Raw genomic sequence first — 22999 nt, forward strand, 5'->3', positions numbered from 1 at the left:
TCAACCATCATGTACCTCCAGACAGATGAGCAAACAATCAATGATCTAAGGATATTCAGCAGGAACGATACTGCCGGCATCTTCGATCTGTACAATAACACCAATACAAGGGGTGGAGAAATGTTGTTACAGGAAATGTTCAGCAGGCCGCTCAGCAACAGGGAAGAGATCAATAGGCGCAGCAGCATCATCGGACATTTTGCCGGATTAAAAACCGCCTTCCCTTTCAGAGCAGACAGCTTTGACATGGCGGAAAAATACATGACCACCGCTATGGACAAGGGGAAGAGCGATATGCAACAAACGCTGAGCGAAAAAGACATCCGCAATGGCGTGGAAGCAGTGATTGCACTGATGCGGCAGATCCATTTGTTCATTTTATCGGAATCGATCAGAAGCATCAGCGCTTTTGAAACAGAAAGGATGGAAATAGAAAAGCTGGTGGCAGATCCTGTATTTGCTCCGGTGCTTGCCGGGAAAGAAGCTGGAAAATTATCCTATGCTGCCATCACTGCATTTGATGTGTTGCTTCGGGTTCGCGAGCGTGATAAGGTGAAGAAGCTGCTGACGCGGATCTATTCGCTGGATGTTTACATTTCAGTTGCCCAGGTAGCATCCCTGAGAAATTTCGTTTTTCCTGAAGCAGTTGAAAACAGCAACCAAACATTGAATATCGAAGGGTTGTATCATCCGGAGCTGAAACAACCGGTTGCCAATGATATAACCATGCGCAAAGAAAGGAATATAGTATTTCTTACAGGAGCCAATATGGCCGGGAAGAGTACTTTTTTAAGAGCAGTAGGAACGGCGGTTTACATTGCTCATATGGGTTTTCCGGTGGCAGCCTCCAGTATGCAGTTTCCTGTAATGGATGGCATTTTTACCACTATCAACCTTCCTGATAATCTGGGCATCGGTGCCAGCCATTTTTATGCAGAAGTATTGCGTGCAAAGAAAATAGCAGCAGAGCTGAAGGCAGGCAGATCGCTCTTTGTGATTTTTGATGAGTTGTTTCGTGGCACCAATGTAAAAGATGCACATGAAGCCACAGTTGCCATTACCCTCGCATTTGCCGGCAGAAAGAGCAGCCGGTTCATCATATCATCACATATTGTAGAAGCAGCGGAGGAGCTGCGCAGCGACCCTGCAATCAGCTTCTGGTACCTGCCAACACGTATGAACGGGCATGTTCCGGAATACACGTATACGTTACAACAGGGAGTTACCAACGATCGGCATGGAATGATCATCATCCGCAATGAAAAAATATTGGAGATTCTGCAGAATGGCCGCAAGCGGGCCGCGCATAAAAATTAAAATCAACCATGAGTTTTAAAACAGACAGGCAGACACTGGATGAGCTGAATCTGCTGGGAAAGTTCAGGAATGGTTCCGTGTATCATTTGTTCAATCAGTTGAAAACAAGAGGGGGAGAGCAATTGATGGATGAAATGTTTCGTAATCCGCTTACTGATACAGACAGTATCAACCGGCGCAGCAGCATTTTTCATTTCTTTCAGCATCAGACATTCAGTTTCCCTTTCGATGTGCAACAGGTGGCGCTGATGCGGGAATATCTTGATGCTGCTGATTCTGGAAGCGCGCTAATGATGTTGTTGAGAACCGCAGGGAAGAAATTGCTGTCCGGACTTACGCGCGACGAACGGTACAGAAAAAGTATTCAGGGTTTGCAGGCTACCATCGTTACACTCAGAAACCTGCAGCGGATGGTGCAGGAGCTGAAAACATTCAACGGGCCCTTTGCAAAAAGAGTGGCGGCTATTGCCAGGATCCTTGAGTTGCCGGAGATGGAAAAATTGTCTGGCATCGACATTTACCAGGCCTTGCCGCTGCGTACACTTGCACACTATGAGCATTTGCTCAAAAGCAGCCTGCACAAAGAAATGGAAGATGTTTTTCTGTTCATCTGCGAGCTGGATCTGTACATCACGGTAAGTGATGTTGCAAGAGCAAAAGGATTCGCTTATGCTACGGCGCTTCCTCCCGAAAGCAATATCCTTTCAGTGAAAAACCTCAAGCATCCCTGCGTTCCTCTGGCTGTTGGCAATGATCTGGAATTGCAGCAGAACAATAATGTACTTTTTCTTACGGGAGCCAACATGGCGGGAAAATCAACGCTGATGAAAGCAATGGCTATCGGATTATATCTGGCACATATGGGCTTTCCTGTAGCTGCAGATCAATGCAGATTTTCTGTCCGCGAAGGATTGTATACTTCCATTAATGTGGCAGATAATATCGGCCTGGGTTACTCTCATTTCTATGCAGAAGTGGTTCGTGTAAAACAGGCTGCAGAAGCTGCAGCAGGCGGTCATAGGCTCATGCTGATATTCGATGAGTTGTTCAAAGGCACCAATGTGAAAGATGCCTATGATGGTACGCTTGCCGTAACCGAAGCGTTTGCTGAGTATGCAGATTGTCTTTTTGTGGTATCTACACATATCATCGAAGTGGGAGAGGCCCTGAAGCATTTGGATAACATCCAATTCCGGTACCTGCCAACGGTGATGGATGGAAACAAGCCAACGTATACTTATCGCCTGGAAAAAGGTATCACTGAAGACAGGCAGGGGATGTTGATCATCCGTAACGAAGGCATTCTGGAAATGATCAGCAATAAGCATTCGGCTGGCGCTTGAGTTAGCGGATAGTCATGAAAAAAATGCCAGCCTTTTGCTGCATAAAAAAAGATCCCGGTGGTATTCCGGGATCTTTCTATTCAGTGAAAACAAAGTCAATTATTATGCATCCTTGCCATGGCAGGCTTTGTATTTCTTGCCACTTCCGCAAGGACATGGATCATTTCTTCCAATCTTTGGTCCAACCTTTACCGGCTCCTGCTTTGAATCGCCTGAAGGGTCGAAGTAATCGTTCTCATTCGCTGCATAATCATCGCCACGTGCATCGATATCTTCTTTATTGGCTGTCATGCGGCTCATATCGGTTTTCTGTTCGCGACCTTCGCGGATCTGCTGAGGAGCGCGGCCATTTTCCTGCTCTACAGGAATAGTGGCATGTGAAAGGAAGCCGATAATATCTTTATTCACTTCGCTGCCCATTTGTTTAAACAGATCGAATGCAGTGATCTTGTAGATCACCAGTGGATCTTTCTGTTCGAGGTAGGCAGTCTGAACGCTTTGTTTCAGATCGTCCATGGCGCGGAGATGCTCTTTCCATGCATCGTCGATCACTGCGAGCGTGATTTGTCTTTCCAGTGCACCGGAGAGTTCGCGGCCGTTTGATTCGAGTGTTTTGTCGAGGTTGGCGAGCACCTGCATGCCTTTTTTTCCGTCGGTGAACGGAACCACCACATTCTCGATATGGTTGCCCTGCGATTGACGGATGTTGCGGAATACCGGTACAGCCTGTGTTTGCAGCTCATTCATTCTGCGCTGGTAACGGCTGGTAGCTTCCTGATACAATTTATCGGAAAGTGTTTGCTCGTTTCCTTTATTGAATTCTTCTGCTGTAATGGTGGTGTCGATACCGAAACCTATGATGGCCGCCATGCGGAAACCTTCATAATCGTTCTGCTCTTTGAAGCCACCAACAATGCTGGAAGCAACGCCGTAGAAGCTTTCGTCGAGGTCAACTGCGAGACGGTCTCCGAACAATGCGTGGTTGCGTTTTTCGTAGATCACGTTACGCTGCTTGTTCATTACATCGTCGTATTCGAGCAGGCGCTTACGGATGCCGAAGTTGTTCTCTTCTACTTTTTTCTGTGCACGCTCGATGCTTCTGGTAACCATGCTGTGCTGAATCACTTCACCTTCTTTGTATCCGAAGCGGTCCATGATCTTGGCAATACGCTCACTACCGAAGAGACGCATCAGTTCGTCTTCCAGAGATACATAGAACTGTGTGGTACCGGGATCACCCTGACGGCCTGCACGACCACGCAACTGGCGGTCTACACGGCGGCTTTCGTGACGCTCCGTACCGATGATGGCCAGACCACCGGCTTCTTTAACGCCAGGTCCGAGTTTGATATCCGTACCACGACCCGCCATGTTGGTAGCGATGGTAACAGCTCCTGCCAGTCCGGCTTCAGCTACCACCTGCGCTTCACGGGCGTGTTGTTTTGCGTTCAATACATTGTGTGGGATCTTCTTCACCTGCAGCATCTTGCCCAGCAGTTCACTCACCTCAACCGAAGTGGTACCTACCAGAACAGGGCGGCCTTCGGAGCGCAGTTTTTCGATCTCATCGATCACTGCTTTATATTTCTCACGCTTGGTTTTGTAAACGAGATCTTCCTGGTCTTTACGTACCTGTTTCACGTTGGTAGGAACAGTTACCACATCCAGTTTGTAGATATCCCAGAACTCACCTGCTTCTGTAACCGCTGTACCGGTCATGCCGGCCAGTTTGTGGTACATTCTGAAGTAGTTCTGCAGTGTAACGGTAGCGTAGGTTTGAGTGGCGGCCTCGATCTTCACGTTTTCTTTTGCTTCGATCGCCTGGTGCAGACCGTCGCTGTAGCGGCGTCCGTCGAGGATACGGCCGGTTTGTTCGTCAACGATCTTAACCTGACCATCCATTACTACGTACTCGATGTCTTTATCGAAAAGCGTATAGGCTTTCAGCAATTGCTGAACGGTGTGGATACGATCGGCTTTCACCGTGTAATCGTTCAGGATAGCTTCTTTCTGTGTCAGTTTTTCTTCGGGAGTGGCTTCGCTTTTATCAACTTCTGCAAGTGAAACGCTGATATCGGGAAGAACGAAGAAATCAGGATCTTCACCACCTTTGGTGATGGCTGCGATACCTCTGTCTGTAAGGTCTACCTGGTTGTTCTTCTCATCGATGTGGAAGTACAGTTCCTGATCTACCACAGGCATTTGTTTCTGCTGATCGGCGAGATAGTAATTCTCGGATTTCTGCAGTTTCACTTTCACGCCGGGCTCGCTGAGGAATTTGATCAGGGCGCTGGCTTTTGGAAGACCGCGATAGGCGCGCATCAGGGCCAGACCACCGCTCTTGGGATCATCATCACCGTCTGCGAATAATTTCTTGGCCTCGTTGAGGTATTTGTTGGTTACCTGCTTCTGGGTTTCAACCAGTGCGGCAACGCGTGCTTTGAGAATATGATATTGCTGATCGTCTCCTTTGGGAATAGGACCTGAGATGATCAGAGGAGTACGGGCATCGTCTACGAGAACGCTATCCACCTCATCCACCATTGCGTAGTGATGTTTGCGCTGCACCATTTCTTCTGGTGTATGCACCATGTTGTCGCGGAGATAGTCGAAACCGAATTCGTTATTGGTACCGTAGGTAAGATCGGCCTGATAGGCGTTTCTTCTTGCGGCACTGTTGGGTTGGTGTTTATCGATACAATCTACGGTGAGGCCCAGCCATTCGAAGATGGGGCCGTTCCACTCAGAGTCGCGTTTCGCGAGGTAATCGTTCACGGTTACGATGTGAACGCCTTCGCCTGCGAGTGCATTGAGGTAGGCGGGGAGGGTAGATACGAGTGTTTTACCTTCACCGGTTGCCATCTCTGCGATCTTTCCCTGATGAAGAGTGATACCACCCATGAGCTGCACATCGTAGTGCACCATGTTCCAGGTAACGAGGTTTCCACCGGCCGTCCAGCTGTTTTTGAAAATGCTCTGATCTCCGTTGATGCTCACATACTCTTTTCTCACGCTGAAATCACGGTCGAGCTGCGTGGCAGTTGCCACCATTTCGGCATTCTCTTTAAAGCGGCGTGCAGTTTCTTTCACTGTGGCGAATGCTTCGGGGAGAATTTCTTTCAGAACTTCTTCAATAGCTTTATTACGGTCTTTGCGGAGTTTGTCCACCTGCTGATACAGCGCTTCTTTGCCATTGATATCACTGAACTCAAGGGCTTCTGCTTCTGCATTCAGTTTGGCAATTTCTTCATCGATCTGGCGGAGATGTGAAGCGATCCTTTCTTTGAACTCCTGGGTTTTGCCTCTGAGCTGATCATTGGTAAGGGACTGATAGGAGCTAAAATGCTGATTGATCTTTTCAACCAGAGGAAGGAAGGATTTAATATCTTTTTCCGACTTGCTGCCTCCGAAGATCTTGGAAATAAAACCTAACATGTTATAGCTAATTGTTTTAGTTTAAATGAATCACCTTAACCTCACAGGGCCCAATGCACAGAGGGGAGGCAGAGGCGCCGGTGAAATCCGGATAACTACTCGTCAAAAAGGGTGCTAGGCTTTGAGTACTAGCCAATTTGACAGGATGCCAAAGGTAAGAAAATAAAGTTTTGGGAGGAATGACAAAAAAGTTAGTATATTAGCGCTAAATTTATTAGTCTATGTCTCAAGCAGGTAAGAATCTGAAGTACCTCCGCAAGCTCCGGGGATGGACCCAGGAGGAATTTGCCACCAGACTGGGAATCAAAAGATCATTGCTGGGAGCGTATGAAGAGGAACGCGCTGAACCCCGCATTGAAGTGCTGGAACTGGTAGGTGATATTTTCAAACTTACGCTGGACGAACTGCTGCTCAAAGATCTCGGAGAGAACAAAGGCAATTACCTCAGCAAGCGCCGTGCGCAGAAAATGGCAGTAGGCGTAGCTGAAATTCAGTTTGTTCCGGTAAAAGCGGCAGCTGGTTACCTGGCAGGATATGCCGATCCCGAATTCATCGATGAGCTGAATACTTTCACTTTACCCATGCTGAGCCCCGGATCTTACCGCGCATTCGAGATCATTGGTGATTCAATGGCGCCAACAGCCAGCGGCTCCGTAATCGTTTGTGAAAAAGTAGATGAAATAGATGATGTCCGCAATAACAATACTTATATAGTTGTAACCCGCAACGAAGGCATCGTGTACAAAAGGGTGATGAAGAGCAACCGCACAAAGAACAAGCTTACCCTCATCAGCGACAATGCTGCTTATCAACCTTACAACATCAACTCCGAAGATGTACTGGAACTCTGGAAGGCCGCTTATATCATGGGCAAGGCCAATCAGCAGCAACGCTGGGATATGAACCAGTTGGCCAGCATGGTAAATAATCTGCAGGAGCAGGTAAGCACTATGAAGAAGAAGATGAACTAAGTTACTGGTCACCGTTATAACGTGACGGAGAAATCTACTGTAAACCTGTATCCATGTGCAAACACTGTTGCAGCACAGCACCTGTGGTGTTTGGGTATTCGTAATGTTACGAAGGGTTTTTCCGAATAGCCGGTTAACTTTGCACCCCCAAACAACTGCATGAGAATAGTTTTGACTGCAATGCTTTTCATTTCCTGCGGAGGCAGCTATCTGTCCGCACAGGAAATACCGTCATTGCCAGCCGAAAAAGGTCCTCAGCAGAAAGCAAAAAGAACACAAACCGCCAGAGCAACCGGCTCCATTCGCATCGATGGCACTCTCGACGAAGCCGATTGGGCAAATGCTCCGGTCTCCACAGATTTTATCACTAACGGTCCTGTATACGGCCTTCCGGCATCTTCCAAAACTGAGGTTCGCGTACTGCACGACAATACGGCCATTTATATAGGTGCATACCTGTATGACGATCCGGCAGCAGTGCGTCGTCAGTTCACCGCACGCGATAACGAACAAAGAGCAGACGTAGATTACTTCTCCGTTTTTCTCGATACTTACAACGATCATCAGAATGCATTTCAGTTTCTCGTTACTGCCAGAAATGTGCAGAGTGATGCCCGCGTATCACCCAATGCCAGCACAGGTTTCGGCGTATATGGCGATCTCTCCTGGGATGCCGTATGGGACAGTAAAGTAAGTTTCGAAAATGATCGCTGGGTAGTGGAAATGAAGATCCCTTTCTTCGCTATCCGCTTCCCATCAAAAAATTTGCAGGAGTGGGGCATTCAGTTTCTTCGCTTCAGTCGCCGCAATAATGAATCGACTTTCTGGAATCCTGTAAATCCAAACGTGACAGGTTTTGTACTGCAGTTTGGTCAGCTCGAAGGGCTGCATGATATTCTTCCGCCACTTCGTCTTAGTTTTTCCCCGTATGTTTCTGCGGGATACCGAAGCACACCGGAACCCGACACAAAAAATAACAGAGAAATACTCAAGAGCGGAGGGATGGATCTCAAATACGGCATCAGCGAAGGTTTCACACTCGATGCCACATTGATCCCCGACTTCGGTCAGGTTAGAAGCGATGATGTAGTGAACAATCTCACTCCATTTGAAATTCAGTTCCGCGAGAACCGTCCGTTTTTCACGGAGGGAACAGAGCTGTTCAATAAAGCCGGCATTTTTTATTCGAGAAGAATCGGTAAAACACCTTCGCGATACCAGGAGGTGAGAATGAATGCCCGTTACGGCGATTATCCGGATTATGAGTTGCGGAAAAATCCATCCGTTACACGTGTATACAATGCTGTGAAGTTTTCCGGAAGAACAGACGGCAATCTAGGCATCGGCATATTCAATTCGGTAACGGAGCCGGTGCGTGCAAGGCTGCGCCATCGATTCACCGGTGAAGATTCGATCATCACTACGGAGCCGCTCACGAATTACAATGTTATTGTGCTCGATCAGGCATTGAAGAATCGCAGTTATATCACTTTCACCAATACCAATGTCTGGCGGCAGGGCTATTACAGAGATGCCAATGTAAGTGCGCTCGATATTGCACTCTACGATAAAAAGAATGAATACGGTTTAGTGCTGAAACCCAGATACAGCATGATCTTCAACAAAAAAGGCGGCTATCAGGGTTTCTCCAATTACGCAGAATTCGGTAAAGTGAGCGGCAAATTGCAATTCTCAGTAAGCAATGAATTGCTCACGGCGAAATACGATCCCAATGACCTCGGATTTCTCACGGCGCCCAATCGTTTCATCAACAAAGGATCGGTGAGCTACAATATTTATGAAGAATCGAAATGGTTCATCAATCAGAGCTACGGCATTTCTTCTGAATACGGCTTCTTATTGCAACCCTTCAGTTACCAGAAATTCAGAATGGAGGCATTCGGGTTCTGGCTCTTCAAAAATTTCTGGGATCTCCGTCTCAATGCAGATATTGTTCCGGGATGGTACAACGATTTCTTTGAGATGCAAACGCCGGAAGATTTGCTCGAAACACCCAGACAACCTTTGAAGAAAGCTCCCTATTATTCGCTCTCCGTCGATGGCAGCAGCGACAGCCGTAAGAGATTGTATGTGAGCTGGAGCCTTGGATTTGCAGAAGGACCGCTTCCCAATGACCCCTATCACAAGATAGAACTCAATGCCCGCTACCGGTTCAGCGACAGGCTCTCCGTTACAGGAAGCTTCTTCAAACAATACGATCACGGTCAGTTCGGCTATGCATTCTTCCGCGATAAATCGAATGATGCGCCCGTACTGGCCCGTCGCCGCTACGCAGAAATCACAACGGAGCTGAGCAGCATTTACAATTTCACTCCGCGCATGAACATTACGTTTCGTGCAAGACACTTCTGGAACAAACTGAACAATACCAATCTCTACAATATCAAGGAAGACGGTTACTGGACGGAAAGAACAGATCTCGATCCCAGTGAATACAATGTAAACTACAATGTGTTCAATCTCGATGTATTCTTCACATGGGATTTCAGGCTGGGAAGCCGCATCGTTGCTGGCTGGAAGAACTGGCTCGGAAGAGATTTCGAAGATGCCATCGATGGATCGCGCTACAGGCGTTACCCGAACAACCTGAGTAAAGTGTTTGCTACTCCACACGGCAATGAATTAACCCTTCGGTTTATTTATTTTCTGAATTATGAGCAATTGAGGAAGCGAAAATGAGTTAGTATACTCCTAACCCCACCATCATGAAAAAATCGATGAAGTTCTTCCTGATCTATTTGGGATTTTCCTTTCTATCAGTACTGGGAATAATTAAGTTCAGCGCCATGAAACCAGAGCTCCTTGGTTATTATTTCTGGCTTAATAATCTCGCATATATTTTTGAACTGATTGTGTTCTTCCCGGTTGTAGCAATACTCAGGAATTTTGAAAAAGATACCTGGTGGCGATATGCATTAGTGATGCTTGCATTGCTCTTTGCTCTAAATCTTTTTGGATTCTATGCAGTTGGCCTATGGCCGATAGCTTATTTAACTTACGGGTTGTTCTCAAATAACGCAATAGAAGCTGCAATGACAGCTTTGCACGTTAACGCATTGATTGGCTTTATTGGAGCTATGCTTATGGGTAGAAAGTTTCTTGGGTTTTCTCCAGAGAATGATATTGGAGATGAAGATTGATCCGCTCGGGCATCAATGCAACCCATAAATATCTTTCGCAACCCTGAACGTGTTGCAATGTGCTTCCACAATGGTTTTTACATCAGGCGAATATCCTCCTCCCATTGCCACTGTGCAGGGAATATTGTTTTGCTTCATCGCATTGAATACAATCTCATCTCTTTGTTTGCATCCCTGCATCGTCACTTTCAGTTTTCCGAATTTATCCGTTTCGAGAATATCCACGCCTGAGAGATAAAACACAAAATCAGGTTGCACCTGATGCAGCAATGTTTGCAGGTTGGATTGCAGCAATTCGAGATAAAGATCATCTGCAGTTCCATCTTTCAGTCCGATATCGAGATCGCTTTGTTCTTTATGGAAAGGATAATTGTGTGCGCCATGCATGCTGAAAGTAAATACACGCGGTTCGTGTTGAAAGATGCTTGCAGTGCCATTTCCCTGATGAACATCCAGATCAACTATGAGTATCTGCTTAGCCAGTTTTTCCTGCAACAGATAATTGGCAGCCACAGCAAAATCGTTCAGCAGACAAAATCCTTCTCCATGATCTGCATATGCATGATGCGTGCCTCCGGCAACATTGAGCGAAACACCCTGCTTCAATGCGTGCAGGCTGCAATCGATGGTTCCCTGCGCAATCACCAGTTCCCGTTTGGTCAGTTGCGGCGATTGCGCAAAACCAATATGCCGCTGCTCTTTAGCTGACAGCGTTTGCTGATGCAGTCTTTGCAGGTAAGCGGCATCATGCGTTTGCAGCACAATTTCATCAGGACAAACTGCCGGAGCAAATAAAGCCGATGATGTAATGGTGCCTTCGTACAGCAATTGCTCAGGAATGAGTTCGTACTTCAGCATCGGAAAGCGATGCCCTTCGGGTAGCGGATGTGCATAGATCGGATCGAATGCAATATGAAGTGAACCTGCTGACATTGGAATATTTTAATGTAACTGCATTACTTTATTGGCCACTATCGCAAATACATTTTCTCCCTTTGCAGGGTTCACCATCGCCAGACCGGTGAATTCACTGAATGCCGGAAGTATGCAATGCGTTTGCGTGAAATAAAAACAGGGGAAGGAGAGAGATTGTTTTCCTTGTCCGGATATTCTGATTCCCGGATGCAAATGCCCTGTAAAAAAATAATGATCGTTGTACTGCTCCAGATCAGTTTCTTCCGGATCGTGCACAAATCCGAAAAGGTTATTCAATGCCAGGATATTTTCCGTAACGGTGATGCCGCTTTGTGCGTACCACTGATCGTGAAGAATATCGTGGTTGCCGCGGATCAGCTGAATGTCTATATGCCCCAGATCGTGCCGCCATTTGCGGAACAGCTCCAGTTCCTTGTTTTCGCGGCTATGGAAAAGATCACCTACTACAATTAATTTCTTCGGTTGAAAATGCTGCAGCTGATGAATGAGCCGCTGCAGATCTTTTTTGTAAACAGCCTGCGGAACAGGGATGCCATGTTTTCTGAAATGTCCTGTTTTGCCGAAATGAAGATCGGCCAGTATCAGGGCACGTTCTTCTTCCCAGTATATGCAACGGTCGGAGCTCAGCCATAACTGCTGTTGCTGAATGGAATATGAAACAGGGGCGAACATCGGGGAGCAAAGTTAAGGGAAAATAGGAGTGGAGCAGGGGAAATCGGGTGCCTGAATTGTGGCCTCCGATGAAGTGTTCAAGGGTTACAAAATCTGCGTCTGTGCCGGAATATAAGGGTTTCCGGCCGAATAGAAAGGGGAAAAAACCCGCTGCTTTTGAGAAACTGCTTTTTCAGATCCGCCGTATATGCATGCCACTAAAAATTTTCGCTTATGCATAGTGGTGGATTTATCATTGATAAGATTACAGATTGCATTATTGAAGTAAAATCTGGTAAGAAATTCGAGACTGAGATTTCAAGGGTTACGAATGCTGATTTGAAAACGGTGCTGAAGAAGAATGGATGGAATTTTAACTGGAGGAAGGAGTTTAATGATCCGGAGAAACAGGTGTACAAATTGAAAGCGGAAGAAGGTGATGACAGGATTCAGGGACTGATCAGTGTAATTCCCAGACCAGAGAATCTTGCATATGAAATGATCCTGGTTGAAACAGCGCCTCATAATTTCGGAAGAAGAAAACTATATGATGGTGTTCTTGGAAATCTGGTTGCTTATGTTTGTAAAATGAGCTTTGAAATGAAGTTTGGTGGTGTAGTATATTTTATTCCTAAAAACTCTTTAATTCAACATTACCGGGTAAAATTGCGTGCAGAAGTAATTCACCAAAATCGGATGGCCATTTATCCGGAAGATGCCATGTTTTTAAAAAATTCGTATTTTAAAAATTTCGATTATGATCGTACTTGATGATGCATTCTGGACTCTGGCAGAGAGCACAGTTGATCTCAGCCAACTCACTGAAAAGGAAAAGAAGGAACTACTAAAGAACTCAAGAATGAATTACAGGGAAGATGTGCGGAAAAGAACCTTACCCCCACCGACGCAGGAGGAACTGATAAGAGGATACCACTCCTTGCCTGATATCATTGGAAGTCAGAAAAAAATCAGCAAGAAGCAGCAGGAAAGAGATTCCTTATGTTTTCGTGCGTATATGGCTGTACGCAAAGCCTATCAAAAAACAGAAGCCGAGTTACTTCAACCAGCTTAATCGTAACCCCTAACCCCCTAACTCTCCCTGCATCCTTCTCACCCTATCCTCCAGTTTCTCCGACGTTAAACTTTCCCTCAAACTATCCACCTTTATCGGAAAACAAAACGGTGTCAACTGCTCCGGAAACTTAATCACCACCTTCGATTGCTGAATCCGCTCCAGCATATTCCTCAACCTCACTTCCTCCATCTCTCTGTCGAACACTTCCTGATAAGCCTGCCTGATCAGCAGATTATTTCTGTCGTACTCCGAAAACACATTGAACAGCAATCCAGCCGATGCCTGCAAATGCCTCGCCTTCTTTTGCTCACCGGGATATCCTTGAAATATCAATCCACCAATCACCGCTATATCCCTGAATTTTCGTTTCGCCATTTCTGTTGAATTGGCGCTTCGCTGAATATCGGCGAGCAAGTTATCCGGACTGAACAACTCATACACATTGCTGTCATCCACCGGAATTGGCTGATCGCTCAGCAATTCAAATCCATAATCATTCATGGCAAATGAAAACGTGATCGGTGTAATGCGGCTGATCCTGAAAGCCAGCACAGCAGCCATCGCTTCATGCACCAGTCTTCCTTCAAAAGGATATACGAAAAGATGATAGCCATCTTTTGTTTCGATATGTTCTATCAGTAATTCATTCGCGCGCGGTACATGCGAAAGCGCTTCCTGCAATGCAAACAATGGTTGCAGTGCACGCATCTCGATATCTTTTGTTTTTGCCAGTACAGGATTGCCTGCTGCATCGTATGTGAAAACGCGGTTCAGCTGCTCGCGCAATTTCTTTCCGAGATTGGCGGAAAGCGGCATCCTGCCTCCCTGCCAGCTGGGCACGATGGATTTGGTGGCATTGGATTTCTTCACCAGTACCGTCATGTCTTTGATGCCTACGAGTTCGAGATTACGACCAGAAAGTGTGAACACTTCTCCGGGTGTTAAGCGGCTGATGAACCATTCTTCGATCATGCCGATGAATCCTCCGTGAACGAATTTCACTTTCAGCATCGACTCACTTACGATGGTGCCGATATGCATGCGGTGCCGCATCGCAATTCTTCTGCTGGTGATGCGGAAGAGCCCGTCGATCACTTCTACTTTTTTGTATTCGTCGTATTGCTGCAGTGCAGAACCTCCGGTGGTAACGAAATCCAGCACGGCATACCAATCATCTTCCGTCATTTCGCGGTAACACCAGGTGCTCACAACTTCGCGATACAATTCATCTGGGTTGAATCCATCCGAAATAGCGAGCGTGCAGAGGTACTGGATGAGCACATCGTAGCAGAGGATCATCGGATCGCGGTTCTCGATGTAATTCTCTGCTATGGCCGATTTCAGCGCGGCCACTTCTATCAGTTCAAGCGAATGGGTAGGCAAAAAATAAATGGTGCTCACTTCGCCGGGGCGGTGGCCGCTTCTTCCTGCGCGTTGCAGAAATCTTGCAACGCCTTTGGGAGAGCCAACCTGTATCACGGTTTCAACCGGGCGGAAATCCACGCCCAGATCGAGACTGGCAGTACAAACTACTGCTTTCAGTTTCGCGGCATGCAATGCTTCTTCCACCCAGATGCGCAGCTCCTGTTCGATGCTTCCGTGATGCAAGGCAATTGCTCCTGCCAGGTCAGGAGACGCTGTGAGCAGGCTCTGGTACCATCTTTCAGCCATACCACGGGTATTGATGAAGATGAGTGTGGTCTTACTCTGATCGAGAACAGGCAATACCTTATCAACGAGTTTGAGGCCGAGATGTCCGGCCCACGGATAATTTTCTATTTCATCGGGAAGGATGGATTCTATCCGCACTTTTTTATCGAGATGTGCTTTCACCTTCACGCTTTCTTTGCCGGTGAGGGATTGAACCGAGCTCAGCAGCACATCCTGCGCTTCCTGCATATTGCCGATGGTTGCGCTGATACCCCATACTGTAGTGGTGGCATTGAAATGCGATTGCTGCACATGCACAATGCGACTGATGGCCAGCTCCACCTGCACACCGCGTTTGCTTCCGATCAGCTCATGCCATTCGTCCACAGCAATGATGCGAAGCGATTTGAAGAGATCGGCATATCCTTTCTGTGCCAGCAGCAGGTGCATGCTTTCGGGTGTAATGATCAGCACTTCGGGCATCTGCCTTTTCTGTTTCTGCCGCTCACTGGTTTCGGTATCGCCATTGCGGATGCCTACTTTCCAACTCATGCCTAACTCTTCGATGGCTTCTTCCATGGCACGGCCAATGTCTTTGGCCAGTGCACGGAGTGGTGTGATCCATAACAACTGCAATCCGTTCTTCGATTTTGTACGGTAATCTTTCGGATGCCTGTTGATGAAATCGATCAGTGCACCCACAAACACAGAATATGTTTTTCCGAATCCGGTTGGTGCATTTACGAGGCCGCTATCACCATTGATGATATGCTGCCAGGCCTCCTCCTGAAAGGGAAACGGCTCAAATTGTTTGGCATCAAGCCACTGCCTGATCACCTGATATCCTATGGTGGAATGCAATAACAGTTTACAGTGTTTTCAGATATTCGATCAATGCCCTGCGTTCTTCATTGGAGAATTTATCTCCGAAGTAATGTCCCTTGTTGCTGTATCCGGGAAGATCGGTGTTGTAAATGTTTTTCTTTCCGGGTCTGGACTCGCGGGTGTACGTCCAGCCGGGTATGTCTTTATGATAGATGGGATTGTCGAAGTCGCGGCTCCAGTATTGTGGACGGAGCTTGCTGTTGAGCAACGATTCGAGATCGGGAACCGATCCGTTATGAAGATAAGGAGCGGTGATCCAGATGCCATCGAGCGGCGGCGCAATGTAACCTGCAAACGGCTCAAGCTTTGCAGGATGATCGCCGGTAGTAAACCAACTCTTATTGAACCATTCCACAAACTGCGGATTGGAATAATTGCTGGTGTACAACATCGAATCGGTTTTGATGATATGCTGCGGAACCAGCAGATTAGGATAGGTTGCCGAATCGCCATATGTGCCGTGGCATTTGGCGCAATTGTTCACAAAGATCGATTCGCCTTTTCGTGCAAGCGGCTGATCGATGGTGCCAGGATATTTCGGCGCCTGCAATCCATAAATGAATGCAAGTACATCGGGCATATGTGCATCCACTTCGCGCGATTCAGCTGTATCGTTCACGGTAAGCAGGTTCGATGCCATAAGAAATCTGCCGAAATCACCACGACCGAATCCATTGTAGAACATCGCATTTTTTTTCTTCAGCAACCACCATGCAGGAACATCAGTTGGGATCACCTGTGCAGGGATTTCGAGTGCAGGCGTGCCTGTCCATTTGAATGTTACAGGATCGCGATGCGCAGCCAGCAAAGCTGCCAGCCGGTCCGCTGCATTCACACCCTTCACTTCCGTTTCGAGATAAGGACCGATTGCTTTTGTTACTTCGATAAAAGATTTCGCTGCTTCGTATTTGCGGGGAGCAGTGAGTTTCAGCAAGGCTTCCAGTTTTTTGAGCTTGCCGATATTGAGTTTTTCGTTGTGCGTGAAATCGATGAGTGAATTGCCGAGGCCTACATAAAGCTGATTATCGAGCACCTGTGCATGACATTGCAGGCAATTCGGCGCCACAAGCACTTCGCCGTTAGGAGCAGTGATGGCAGTGTATTCGTGAGACAGCTTTTCATTTTTGCCTTCGCGTTGAAGCAGATTGCGGCTGTCTTTTCCCATGCCGAGCAGAAAAAGGTTGAAGGGGATGCCGCCCTTTACATAATCGCCATTGGTGAGGTATTGGAATCCTTTGGCGGAATCGCCACCGAGCCGTTGTGTGCTGGGCGGAATATGCACCAGCTCAAATGGAACAAGGTCCAGTGCGCGGGTGAATACTGCACCGCAAATGATGATAAGGATAACTACTAACCACTTCTTCATTTGGAGGAATTCTGGTAATAAAGTTAGGTAAAATAATAAGAGGGGACCCAGGACAGAATAGTTGGATCGGTGACCGAAAAAAAGAAACCCGGTCGCCCATTTGCAGCGGGTGACCGGGTTTTATCCTGATAAAATGATTTTTAATAAATAGCCTTCACCACACCGTCCACCTTCTTCACGAAGTACAGCTTCTTATTCTCGAAATATTCCAGCGTCATGGTCGATTTATCCAGCACTGGCTGAATATCCATTTCGCTGAACAGACTGTATTTCTTATCTCCGAGACTCGATCCGAGATTGGCTCCATGCAATTGCAGCAGATGTGCAAAATGGTACACCGTTTCGTATCCGCGGTACAGCATATCAGATGGACGTGAGTAGAATGTTCTTCTGAAATGATCCTGTGTAGCCGACACCAGTCTGCTGTCTGGATTGATATAAAAAGGCGTACTGTAAATGATCTCGATTCCTTTGTAGATGGTCTTCTGGAAATCCAGCACATCCCATGTTGGCATACCAAAGAGGGTAGTGGTATAGCTGCTGCTCAGTGTGGCGAGCTGCTGTGCCAGATTGAGGCCGAAACCCGCATCCAGACTGCCTGAGAGCACTACATTGGTTTTGTTGCTGTCGAGATAGGGTTGCAGTTGTGCTGCTGTGAAATTATCTGTGAGATCGATGTATTTCAGTTTCAGCGGAATGGCAGCGGTGTTCTTTTCTACTTCGGTGAAGTAAGTTTTCAGCCTGTCTTCCTGTATTCCTTTTTTGCGGAACACAATGATATTCGAAACGGAATAATTGCGCTGAAGGAATTTATAAATGCCTGTGCAATGCGTCATGAGCGTAGAGCTCAGCATCACGTAGTTGGGATTATTTGAAACGCCTGCTTCGTTGGGAAGATTTACATTGATGAACGGCACATTCATCTGTGATGCGAGCTGTGCCAGCTGTGCAGATTCATTGATGTTTACATGGCCGATCAGCAGGTGCATGCTGCGCACTTCGGGCGAATTGATTACCTCTGGAAAAGGTTTGCGCGATGCGCGGGTATCATATACGAATACCTCAGCTTTGAGTCCTTCTTTGCGAAGGGAGTCGATGGCCAGTTGTGCGCCTTCCCAGAATTCCAGTCCGGAATTGATGAACTTGGGAAAGGACTTCGCATACCTGTAATTGCCTGAAGCGTCGAATGCGGAATCGAGATAGAGCGGCGTGAAGATCGCAATACGTTTCCGTTCGGGCATTGAATCCTGGGTTGCAAATACAGTATCGACCTGTGCGGCAGATACCAATGCCTGCAATAATGCACATACGGTGAGTAATGCAAAGATGCCTGTTCTTTTCATCTGAGATCGGTTTGTTTTTCAAGGAGTCCGCAGTTCTCCGTTCATCATAGATGGGTTATTCCCATTCGATGGTTGCAGGAGGCTTACTGCTGATATCATACACCACACGATTGATTCCTCTCACATTATTGATGATATCATTGGATATGAATGCCATGAACTCGTAAGGTAAATGTGCCCAGTCTGCCGTCATGCCGTCTACGGATGTCACTGCACGAAGTGCAACGGTGAATTCGTAAGTTCTTTCGTCGCCCATCACGCCTACACTCTTCACTGGCAGCAAGATAGCGCCTGCCTGCCATACCTGGTTGTACAGGTTATGGTCTTTCAGTCCTTGCACGTAACGGTGATCAGCATCCTGCAATAATTGTACCTTTTCGGGAGTGATCTCGCCCAGGATCCTGATGGCCAGTCCCGGACCGGGGAAAGGATGTCTGTTCAGGAGGTCGTCGGGGATGCCGAGTTCTCGTCCTACTCTGCGTACTTCATCCTTGAAAAGAAAGCGAAGTGGTTCTACCAATTCCAGTTTCATGGTATCGGGAAGACCGCCTACGTTGTGGTGGCTCTTGATGGTCACTGATGGTCCGTGTACAGAAACGCTTTCTATCACATCGGGATAGATGGTTCCCTGGCCCAGCAGTTCCACTCCTTCGATATGTTTCGCTTCTTCCTGGAAAACATCGATGAAGAGTTTTCCGATGGTTTTGCGTTTTGCTTCAGGATCGGTTTTGCCGGCAAGATTGCTGTAGAACAGTTCTTTGGCATCCACTCCTTTTACATTCAGACCGATGGATTTATAGATATCGAGTACCTGTTGGAATTCATTTTTGCGAAGCACGCCGTTGTCCACGAAAATACCGAAAAGTCTGTCTCCGATAGCGCGATGGATGAGGGTTGCAGCCACTGTGCTGTCCACACCACCACTGAGGGCCATGATCACTTTTCTGTTGCCGATCTGTGCTTTGAGGGCGTTCACGGTATCTGTTACGAAGTGAGCCGAAGTCCAGTCGTGGCTGCATCCGCAGATAGTGAGGAAGTTTTTGAGGAACTTCTTGCCTTCGATGCTATGGTACACTTCGGGGTGGAACTGTACGCAATAGAGAGGATGACCCTCTGTTGCATCTTTTTTGAAGGCTGCGTATGGGATATCTTCAGTTACTCCCAGTACGGAATATCCTGCAGGAAGTTCGAGTACGGAGTCGCTATGGCTCATCCATACCTGAGAATTGTCTGCAAAATCTTTGAAAATAACGTCGTCTGCTTTTTTCTGGAAAATGGCACGGCCGTATTCACGTTTATCACTCTTCGCTACTTTGCCGCCGAATTTTTTGGCGGTGAGCTGTGCACCATAACATACTCCGAGAACGGGTACCTGTGCATTCATCGCTGCAATGTCCACGTCAGGGGCATTGGGATCATTCACAGAAAAAGGCGATCCTGAAAGAATAATGCCCTTCAGAGAGGCATCATATTGGATCGTTTTATTGAAAGGAACAATTTCACAATAAACATTTGCCTCACGTATTGCTCTGGCTATCAATTGGGTATACTGGCTCCCGAAATCTAAAATGAGTATCTTTTCCGTCATGGTGACGCGAAGGTAAGAAAAGGGCCGGAGCTTTCAAGCGCTGTAACATTTTCTGAAAGCCTGCGTCAAATGGTTTGAAAGGCGGATTTATTTCGTCAATTTTGAATGGCTAAACCAACTGACACATGAAAAAACTAGTATTGCTGCTGTTACCCGCCCTCCTTATCCTCGGTTCGTGCAATTTTATCGGAGGAAAGAAAATCCGCGGAAAAGGACAGATCAGCACAGACAGCCGCTCCATCGGAAGCTTTAATGGAGTAAGCTCCAGCGGATCATTTGACATTTATGTTTCTTCGGGCCCCAACTCCGTGAAAATCGAAGCGGAAGAGAACCTGCTTCAGTACATCGAAACTTATGTGGATGGCAATACCCTCCGCATCGGTACCAAAGATGGCTACTGGCTCCGTCCGAGCAGAGACATTAAAATATATGTATCGGCTCCTTCATTCAATAAGATACATTCTTCAGGTTCGGGAAATATCATTGGTCAGGGACTGATCACTTCAGCCGAAAAGATCGATGTGAGTGTAAGTGGTGCAGCCGATATCAAACTCGAAGTAGATGCGCCTGAAGTTGAATCAGAGATCACCGGAAGCGGAAGTGCCGACCTGAAAGGCAACACCAAAAAATTCACTTCGCGAATCAGCGGCAGCGGAAACGTGGAAGCCTTCGATCTGAAATCTGAAGAAACTGAAGTGCGTGTTTCAGGAAGTGGCGATGTGGCGGTGTTCGCCAGTGTAAAACTCAAAGTGAAAGTGAGCGGAAGCGGTGATGTGAGATACAAAGGAAATCCGAAGGTGGAATCGCAGATCACTGGTGGTGGCGGTGTAACCAAGGTTGATTAATGATCAGCGGCTTCGCAGTCGCAGAAAAATATAAGGAGATCCCCGATCACGACTGTGGTCGGGGATTTTTATTGCCGGTTACATATTCACGTATTTCACACGGATCCAGATATTGCGGTTCCTGCCTTTATCATCCGTACAACTGATCTTAACCGGACCTTCATCCGGCATAAAGAACTGCTTCGACTTCGCATCCGTTGTTTTGTAAAACTGATCGTTGATATACCAGAAGACCTTCGATACATCATTGCCCACATTGCAGGTGAGCTGCAATGGCTCCGGATGTTTTTTGCTGATGAGGTACTCTGCTCCGTTCTTCGGAAAAGTGATCACGGGAGCGCCTGTGGTGAAAAGCCTTTCGCAGTTTGGGTTATGCGGAGGGATCTGTTTGTAAATGATATGATGCTCTTCAAAGTACTGCTGCATCTCAGGAGAAACAATCGTGTACCATTTCTTTTTGAAGCCGCTTGCAGGCTGGCAGGTTTTGCAGTAAGAGATCTTTTCATCGCCTGATACGGCCAGCTCTTCCTGATTGTTGCAGGGCTGTGTGCCCGAAATCAACGGGATGAAATAATCGGTTACTGTGTTTGCGCAATGATCGCCGGGAGGCATGCCGGTTTCGGAGCACACCATGCGGATATCGCAGTCTTTGGGTTGTGAAAACCACTCCTGATCGCTATCGTAATCGACGGTATTGAAAATGCGGAAAAGCAATGGGGTAGCCACATTGGCGCCACTCAGTTCGGGTATGCCCAGTGCGGAGAAGTTGCCTACCCATACGCCCACTGTGTAGTTCTTGTTGTAGCCGATGCTCCAGGCATCGCGTCTTCCGTAGGAGGTGCCGGTTTTCCAGGCGATCTTGGGCATGCGCTCCGTGCTTTGCCAGTTGAGCGGAAAATCCGGACGGTTAACCTTGCTCAGCGTTTCGTTGATCATATAGGTTGCCGCCGGAGACAGGATGGCTTTTGAATAAGCGGCGCCACGTGTAGTATCGGGTTTGGTATAGTTGGGGCGATAGTATCTTCCGTCCTGTGCAAAGAGGCTGTACATGCCGGTGAGTTCTTCGAGGGTTGATCCGCAACCACCCAGAATGAGGCTGAGGCCAAGTTTCTTCTGATCTTTCTTTACCTGCTGGAAGTCGCAACCGGAGAGGGTTTGAATAAATTTATCTTTTCCCAGCAATTGCAATCCTTTCACTGCGGGGATATTGAGTGAATGCTCCAGCGCGTATTCCATTGTTACGAATCCGTTGAACTGCTTGTCGTAGTTTTCGGGTGCGTAGCCGGCGTAATTGACAGCCACATCCGTCATCATAGTTTTTGGGGTGAGCATGCCTTCGTCGATGCACATGCCGTAGAGCAGGGGCTTCAGCGTACTGCCGGGCTGGCGGATGGCATGAGCTCCGTTTACCTGGCCGCCATCGGTGGTGTCGTAGAAATTGGCGCTGCCCACATAAGTGATTACGTTGTGCGTGCGATTGTCGATGATCACTACCGCAGCGTTTCGAATATTCTTCAGGGTTAAGGACCGGCTGTAATCTTCTACGATCTTTTCGATCTTCAGCTGCGTATTGAGTTCAATATTGGTATGGATGATATCGTGGCCGCTTTTCTGCAACTGATAGGCGAGGTGCGGAATGAGACGTGGTACCTGGTTTCGGGTAGCAGTGAGCGGTTCTTCCAATGCATCTTCAATCTCTTTGGGCGTGAATACTTTGTCGTCGGCAAATTTCTTCAGCCAACGGTTGCGTTCTTCAATAATCCGGTCGTTGTTTCTACCCATAACCAGGGAGCTTGGGCGATTGGGTATTATTGAAAGCGCTGTGATCTCCGCGAGTGAAAGGTGATCGGGGTTTTTCTTAAAATACAGGGTGGACGCTGATTTTACGCCCTGAATATTTCCCCCGTAGGGAATGAGGTTGAGGTATAGTTGCAGAATTTCTTTCTTGCTGTACTTCCATTCGAGTTGGAAAGCGCGGAACATTTCCACGAATTTATTGAGGTAGGTGCGTCGCTTGGGTTCCAGCGCACGCGCCACTTGCATGGTAATGGTAGATGCGCCGGAGGTTCTTTTCATGTGCAGCACATTCTTTACCATGGCTCTGAAAATGGCCATACCATTGACTCCGGGGTGAATGTAGAAGTATTTGTCCTCTTTTTCCACAATGGTTTTGGCAAGCAGGGGAGAGATCTCGTCCAGCTCGGTTTTCATTCTCCATTGCTGATCGTGTGTAAGGTAGGCGTGTATCACTTCGTCTTTGCTGTCGGTGATGATAGTGGAGTAATCGACCCTGTCGGGAACAGGAAAGATCCAGTTCAGCAGCAGAAAAAGTACAAACACCGCAAAACCGCTCACAGAAAGCACTTTGGCCCATTTTAATATCCGTCGGAAGATGCTATTTTTCATGTAGAATATGCTGTGTGCTGGTACAGA

The 22999-nt window shown here is 47.3% G+C and carries 16 protein-coding genes; 8 read left to right on the forward strand and 8 right to left on the reverse strand.

The genetic code is table 11. The features are described from left to right. The first annotated feature begins 9 nt into the window (after positions 1-9). A complete protein-coding gene (locus HHL16_RS17995; RefSeq protein ID WP_169426731.1) occupies positions 10-1317 on the forward strand; it encodes a DNA mismatch repair protein in 1308 nt (435 codons plus the stop codon). Between the two features lie 8 nt (positions 1318-1325). Beyond that, positions 1326-2660 carry a DNA mismatch repair protein gene (locus HHL16_RS18000; protein WP_169426733.1) on the forward strand — a complete coding sequence of 445 codons (1335 nt, stop codon included), beginning with the start codon at positions 1326-1328 and terminating at the stop codon, positions 2658-2660. A gap of 102 nt (positions 2661-2762) precedes the next feature. Here HHL16_RS18000 and secA read toward each other — a convergent pair whose 3' ends face one another. Further along, a complete protein-coding gene (secA, locus tag HHL16_RS18005) occupies positions 2763-6095 on the reverse strand; it encodes a preprotein translocase subunit SecA (RefSeq protein WP_169426735.1) in 3333 nt (1110 codons plus the stop codon). 221 nt (positions 6096-6316) lie between these two features. On the opposite strand from secA, the gene HHL16_RS18010 reads away from it, so the two are divergent. The 3 genes from HHL16_RS18010 to HHL16_RS18020 all read left to right on the forward strand — a co-directional run bounded on the left by HHL16_RS18010 (position 6317) and on the right by HHL16_RS18020 (position 10227). Then, on the forward strand, positions 6317-7066 hold the full coding sequence (locus HHL16_RS18010; RefSeq protein ID WP_169426737.1) for a LexA family transcriptional regulator: 750 nt from the start codon (positions 6317-6319) through the stop codon (positions 7064-7066). 159 nt (positions 7067-7225) lie between these two features. Next, positions 7226-9766 carry a DUF5916 domain-containing protein gene (locus HHL16_RS18015; RefSeq protein WP_169426739.1) on the forward strand — a complete coding sequence of 847 codons (2541 nt, stop codon included), beginning with the start codon at positions 7226-7228 and terminating at the stop codon, positions 9764-9766. Between the two features lie 26 nt (positions 9767-9792). Beyond that, on the forward strand, positions 9793-10227 hold the full coding sequence (locus HHL16_RS18020) for a hypothetical protein (protein ID WP_169426740.1): 435 nt from the start codon (positions 9793-9795) through the stop codon (positions 10225-10227). A gap of 12 nt (positions 10228-10239) precedes the next feature. Here the strand turns inward: HHL16_RS18020 and HHL16_RS18025 are convergent, their stop codons facing one another. Continuing rightward, entirely contained in the window at positions 10240-11160 is a 921-nt protein-coding gene (locus HHL16_RS18025) for a histone deacetylase (RefSeq protein WP_240966262.1), read from the reverse strand. A gap of 9 nt (positions 11161-11169) precedes the next feature. Further along, positions 11170-11835 (reverse strand): ligase-associated DNA damage response endonuclease PdeM, encoded by a 666-nt coding sequence (gene pdeM / locus HHL16_RS18030; protein ID WP_169426742.1) that lies wholly within the window; start codon positions 11833-11835, stop codon positions 11170-11172. Between the two features lie 213 nt (positions 11836-12048). Between pdeM and HHL16_RS18035 the strand changes: the two genes are divergently transcribed. Both HHL16_RS18035 and HHL16_RS18040 read left to right on the forward strand, forming a co-directional pair. After that, positions 12049-12585, forward strand: a complete 537-nt coding sequence (locus HHL16_RS18035; protein WP_169426744.1) for a hypothetical protein — start codon at positions 12049-12051, stop codon at positions 12583-12585. Next, positions 12572-12886, forward strand: a complete 315-nt coding sequence (locus HHL16_RS18040; protein WP_169426746.1) for a hypothetical protein — start codon at positions 12572-12574, stop codon at positions 12884-12886. The genes HHL16_RS18035 and HHL16_RS18040 overlap by 14 nt, the downstream gene beginning before the upstream one ends. 9 nt (positions 12887-12895) lie before the next feature. Here the strand turns inward: HHL16_RS18040 and HHL16_RS18045 are convergent, their stop codons facing one another. From HHL16_RS18045 to guaA, 4 genes are all read right to left on the reverse strand, one after another. Then, on the reverse strand, positions 12896-15400 hold the full coding sequence (locus tag HHL16_RS18045; protein WP_240966263.1) for a ligase-associated DNA damage response DEXH box helicase: 2505 nt from the start codon (positions 15398-15400) through the stop codon (positions 12896-12898). A 7-nt stretch (positions 15401-15407) separates the two neighbouring features. Then, a complete protein-coding gene (locus HHL16_RS18050) occupies positions 15408-16790 on the reverse strand; it encodes a c-type cytochrome (protein WP_169426748.1) in 1383 nt (460 codons plus the stop codon). Positions 16791-16930: 140 nt separating this feature from the next. Continuing rightward, positions 16931-18133: a hypothetical protein gene (locus HHL16_RS18055; RefSeq protein ID WP_169426750.1), complete on the reverse strand. Its 1203-nt coding sequence runs from the start codon at positions 18131-18133 to the stop codon at positions 16931-16933. 55 nt (positions 18134-18188) lie between these two features. Next, positions 18189-19721, reverse strand: a complete 1533-nt coding sequence (gene guaA, locus HHL16_RS18060; RefSeq protein ID WP_169426752.1) for a glutamine-hydrolyzing GMP synthase — start codon at positions 19719-19721, stop codon at positions 18189-18191. Positions 19722-19846: 125 nt separating this feature from the next. Between guaA and HHL16_RS18065 the strand changes: the two genes are divergently transcribed. Beyond that, entirely contained in the window at positions 19847-20566 is a 720-nt protein-coding gene (locus tag HHL16_RS18065; RefSeq protein WP_169426754.1) for a head GIN domain-containing protein, read from the forward strand. A 78-nt stretch (positions 20567-20644) separates the two neighbouring features. Here HHL16_RS18065 and pbpC read toward each other — a convergent pair whose 3' ends face one another. Further along, positions 20645-22972, reverse strand: a complete 2328-nt coding sequence (pbpC, locus tag HHL16_RS18070) for a penicillin-binding protein 1C (protein ID WP_169426755.1) — start codon at positions 22970-22972, stop codon at positions 20645-20647. Positions 22973-22999 lie beyond the last annotated feature (27 nt).

Source organism: Pseudoflavitalea sp. G-6-1-2, from assembly GCF_012927185.1.
Lineage (GTDB): Bacteria > Bacteroidota > Bacteroidia > Chitinophagales > Chitinophagaceae > Pseudobacter.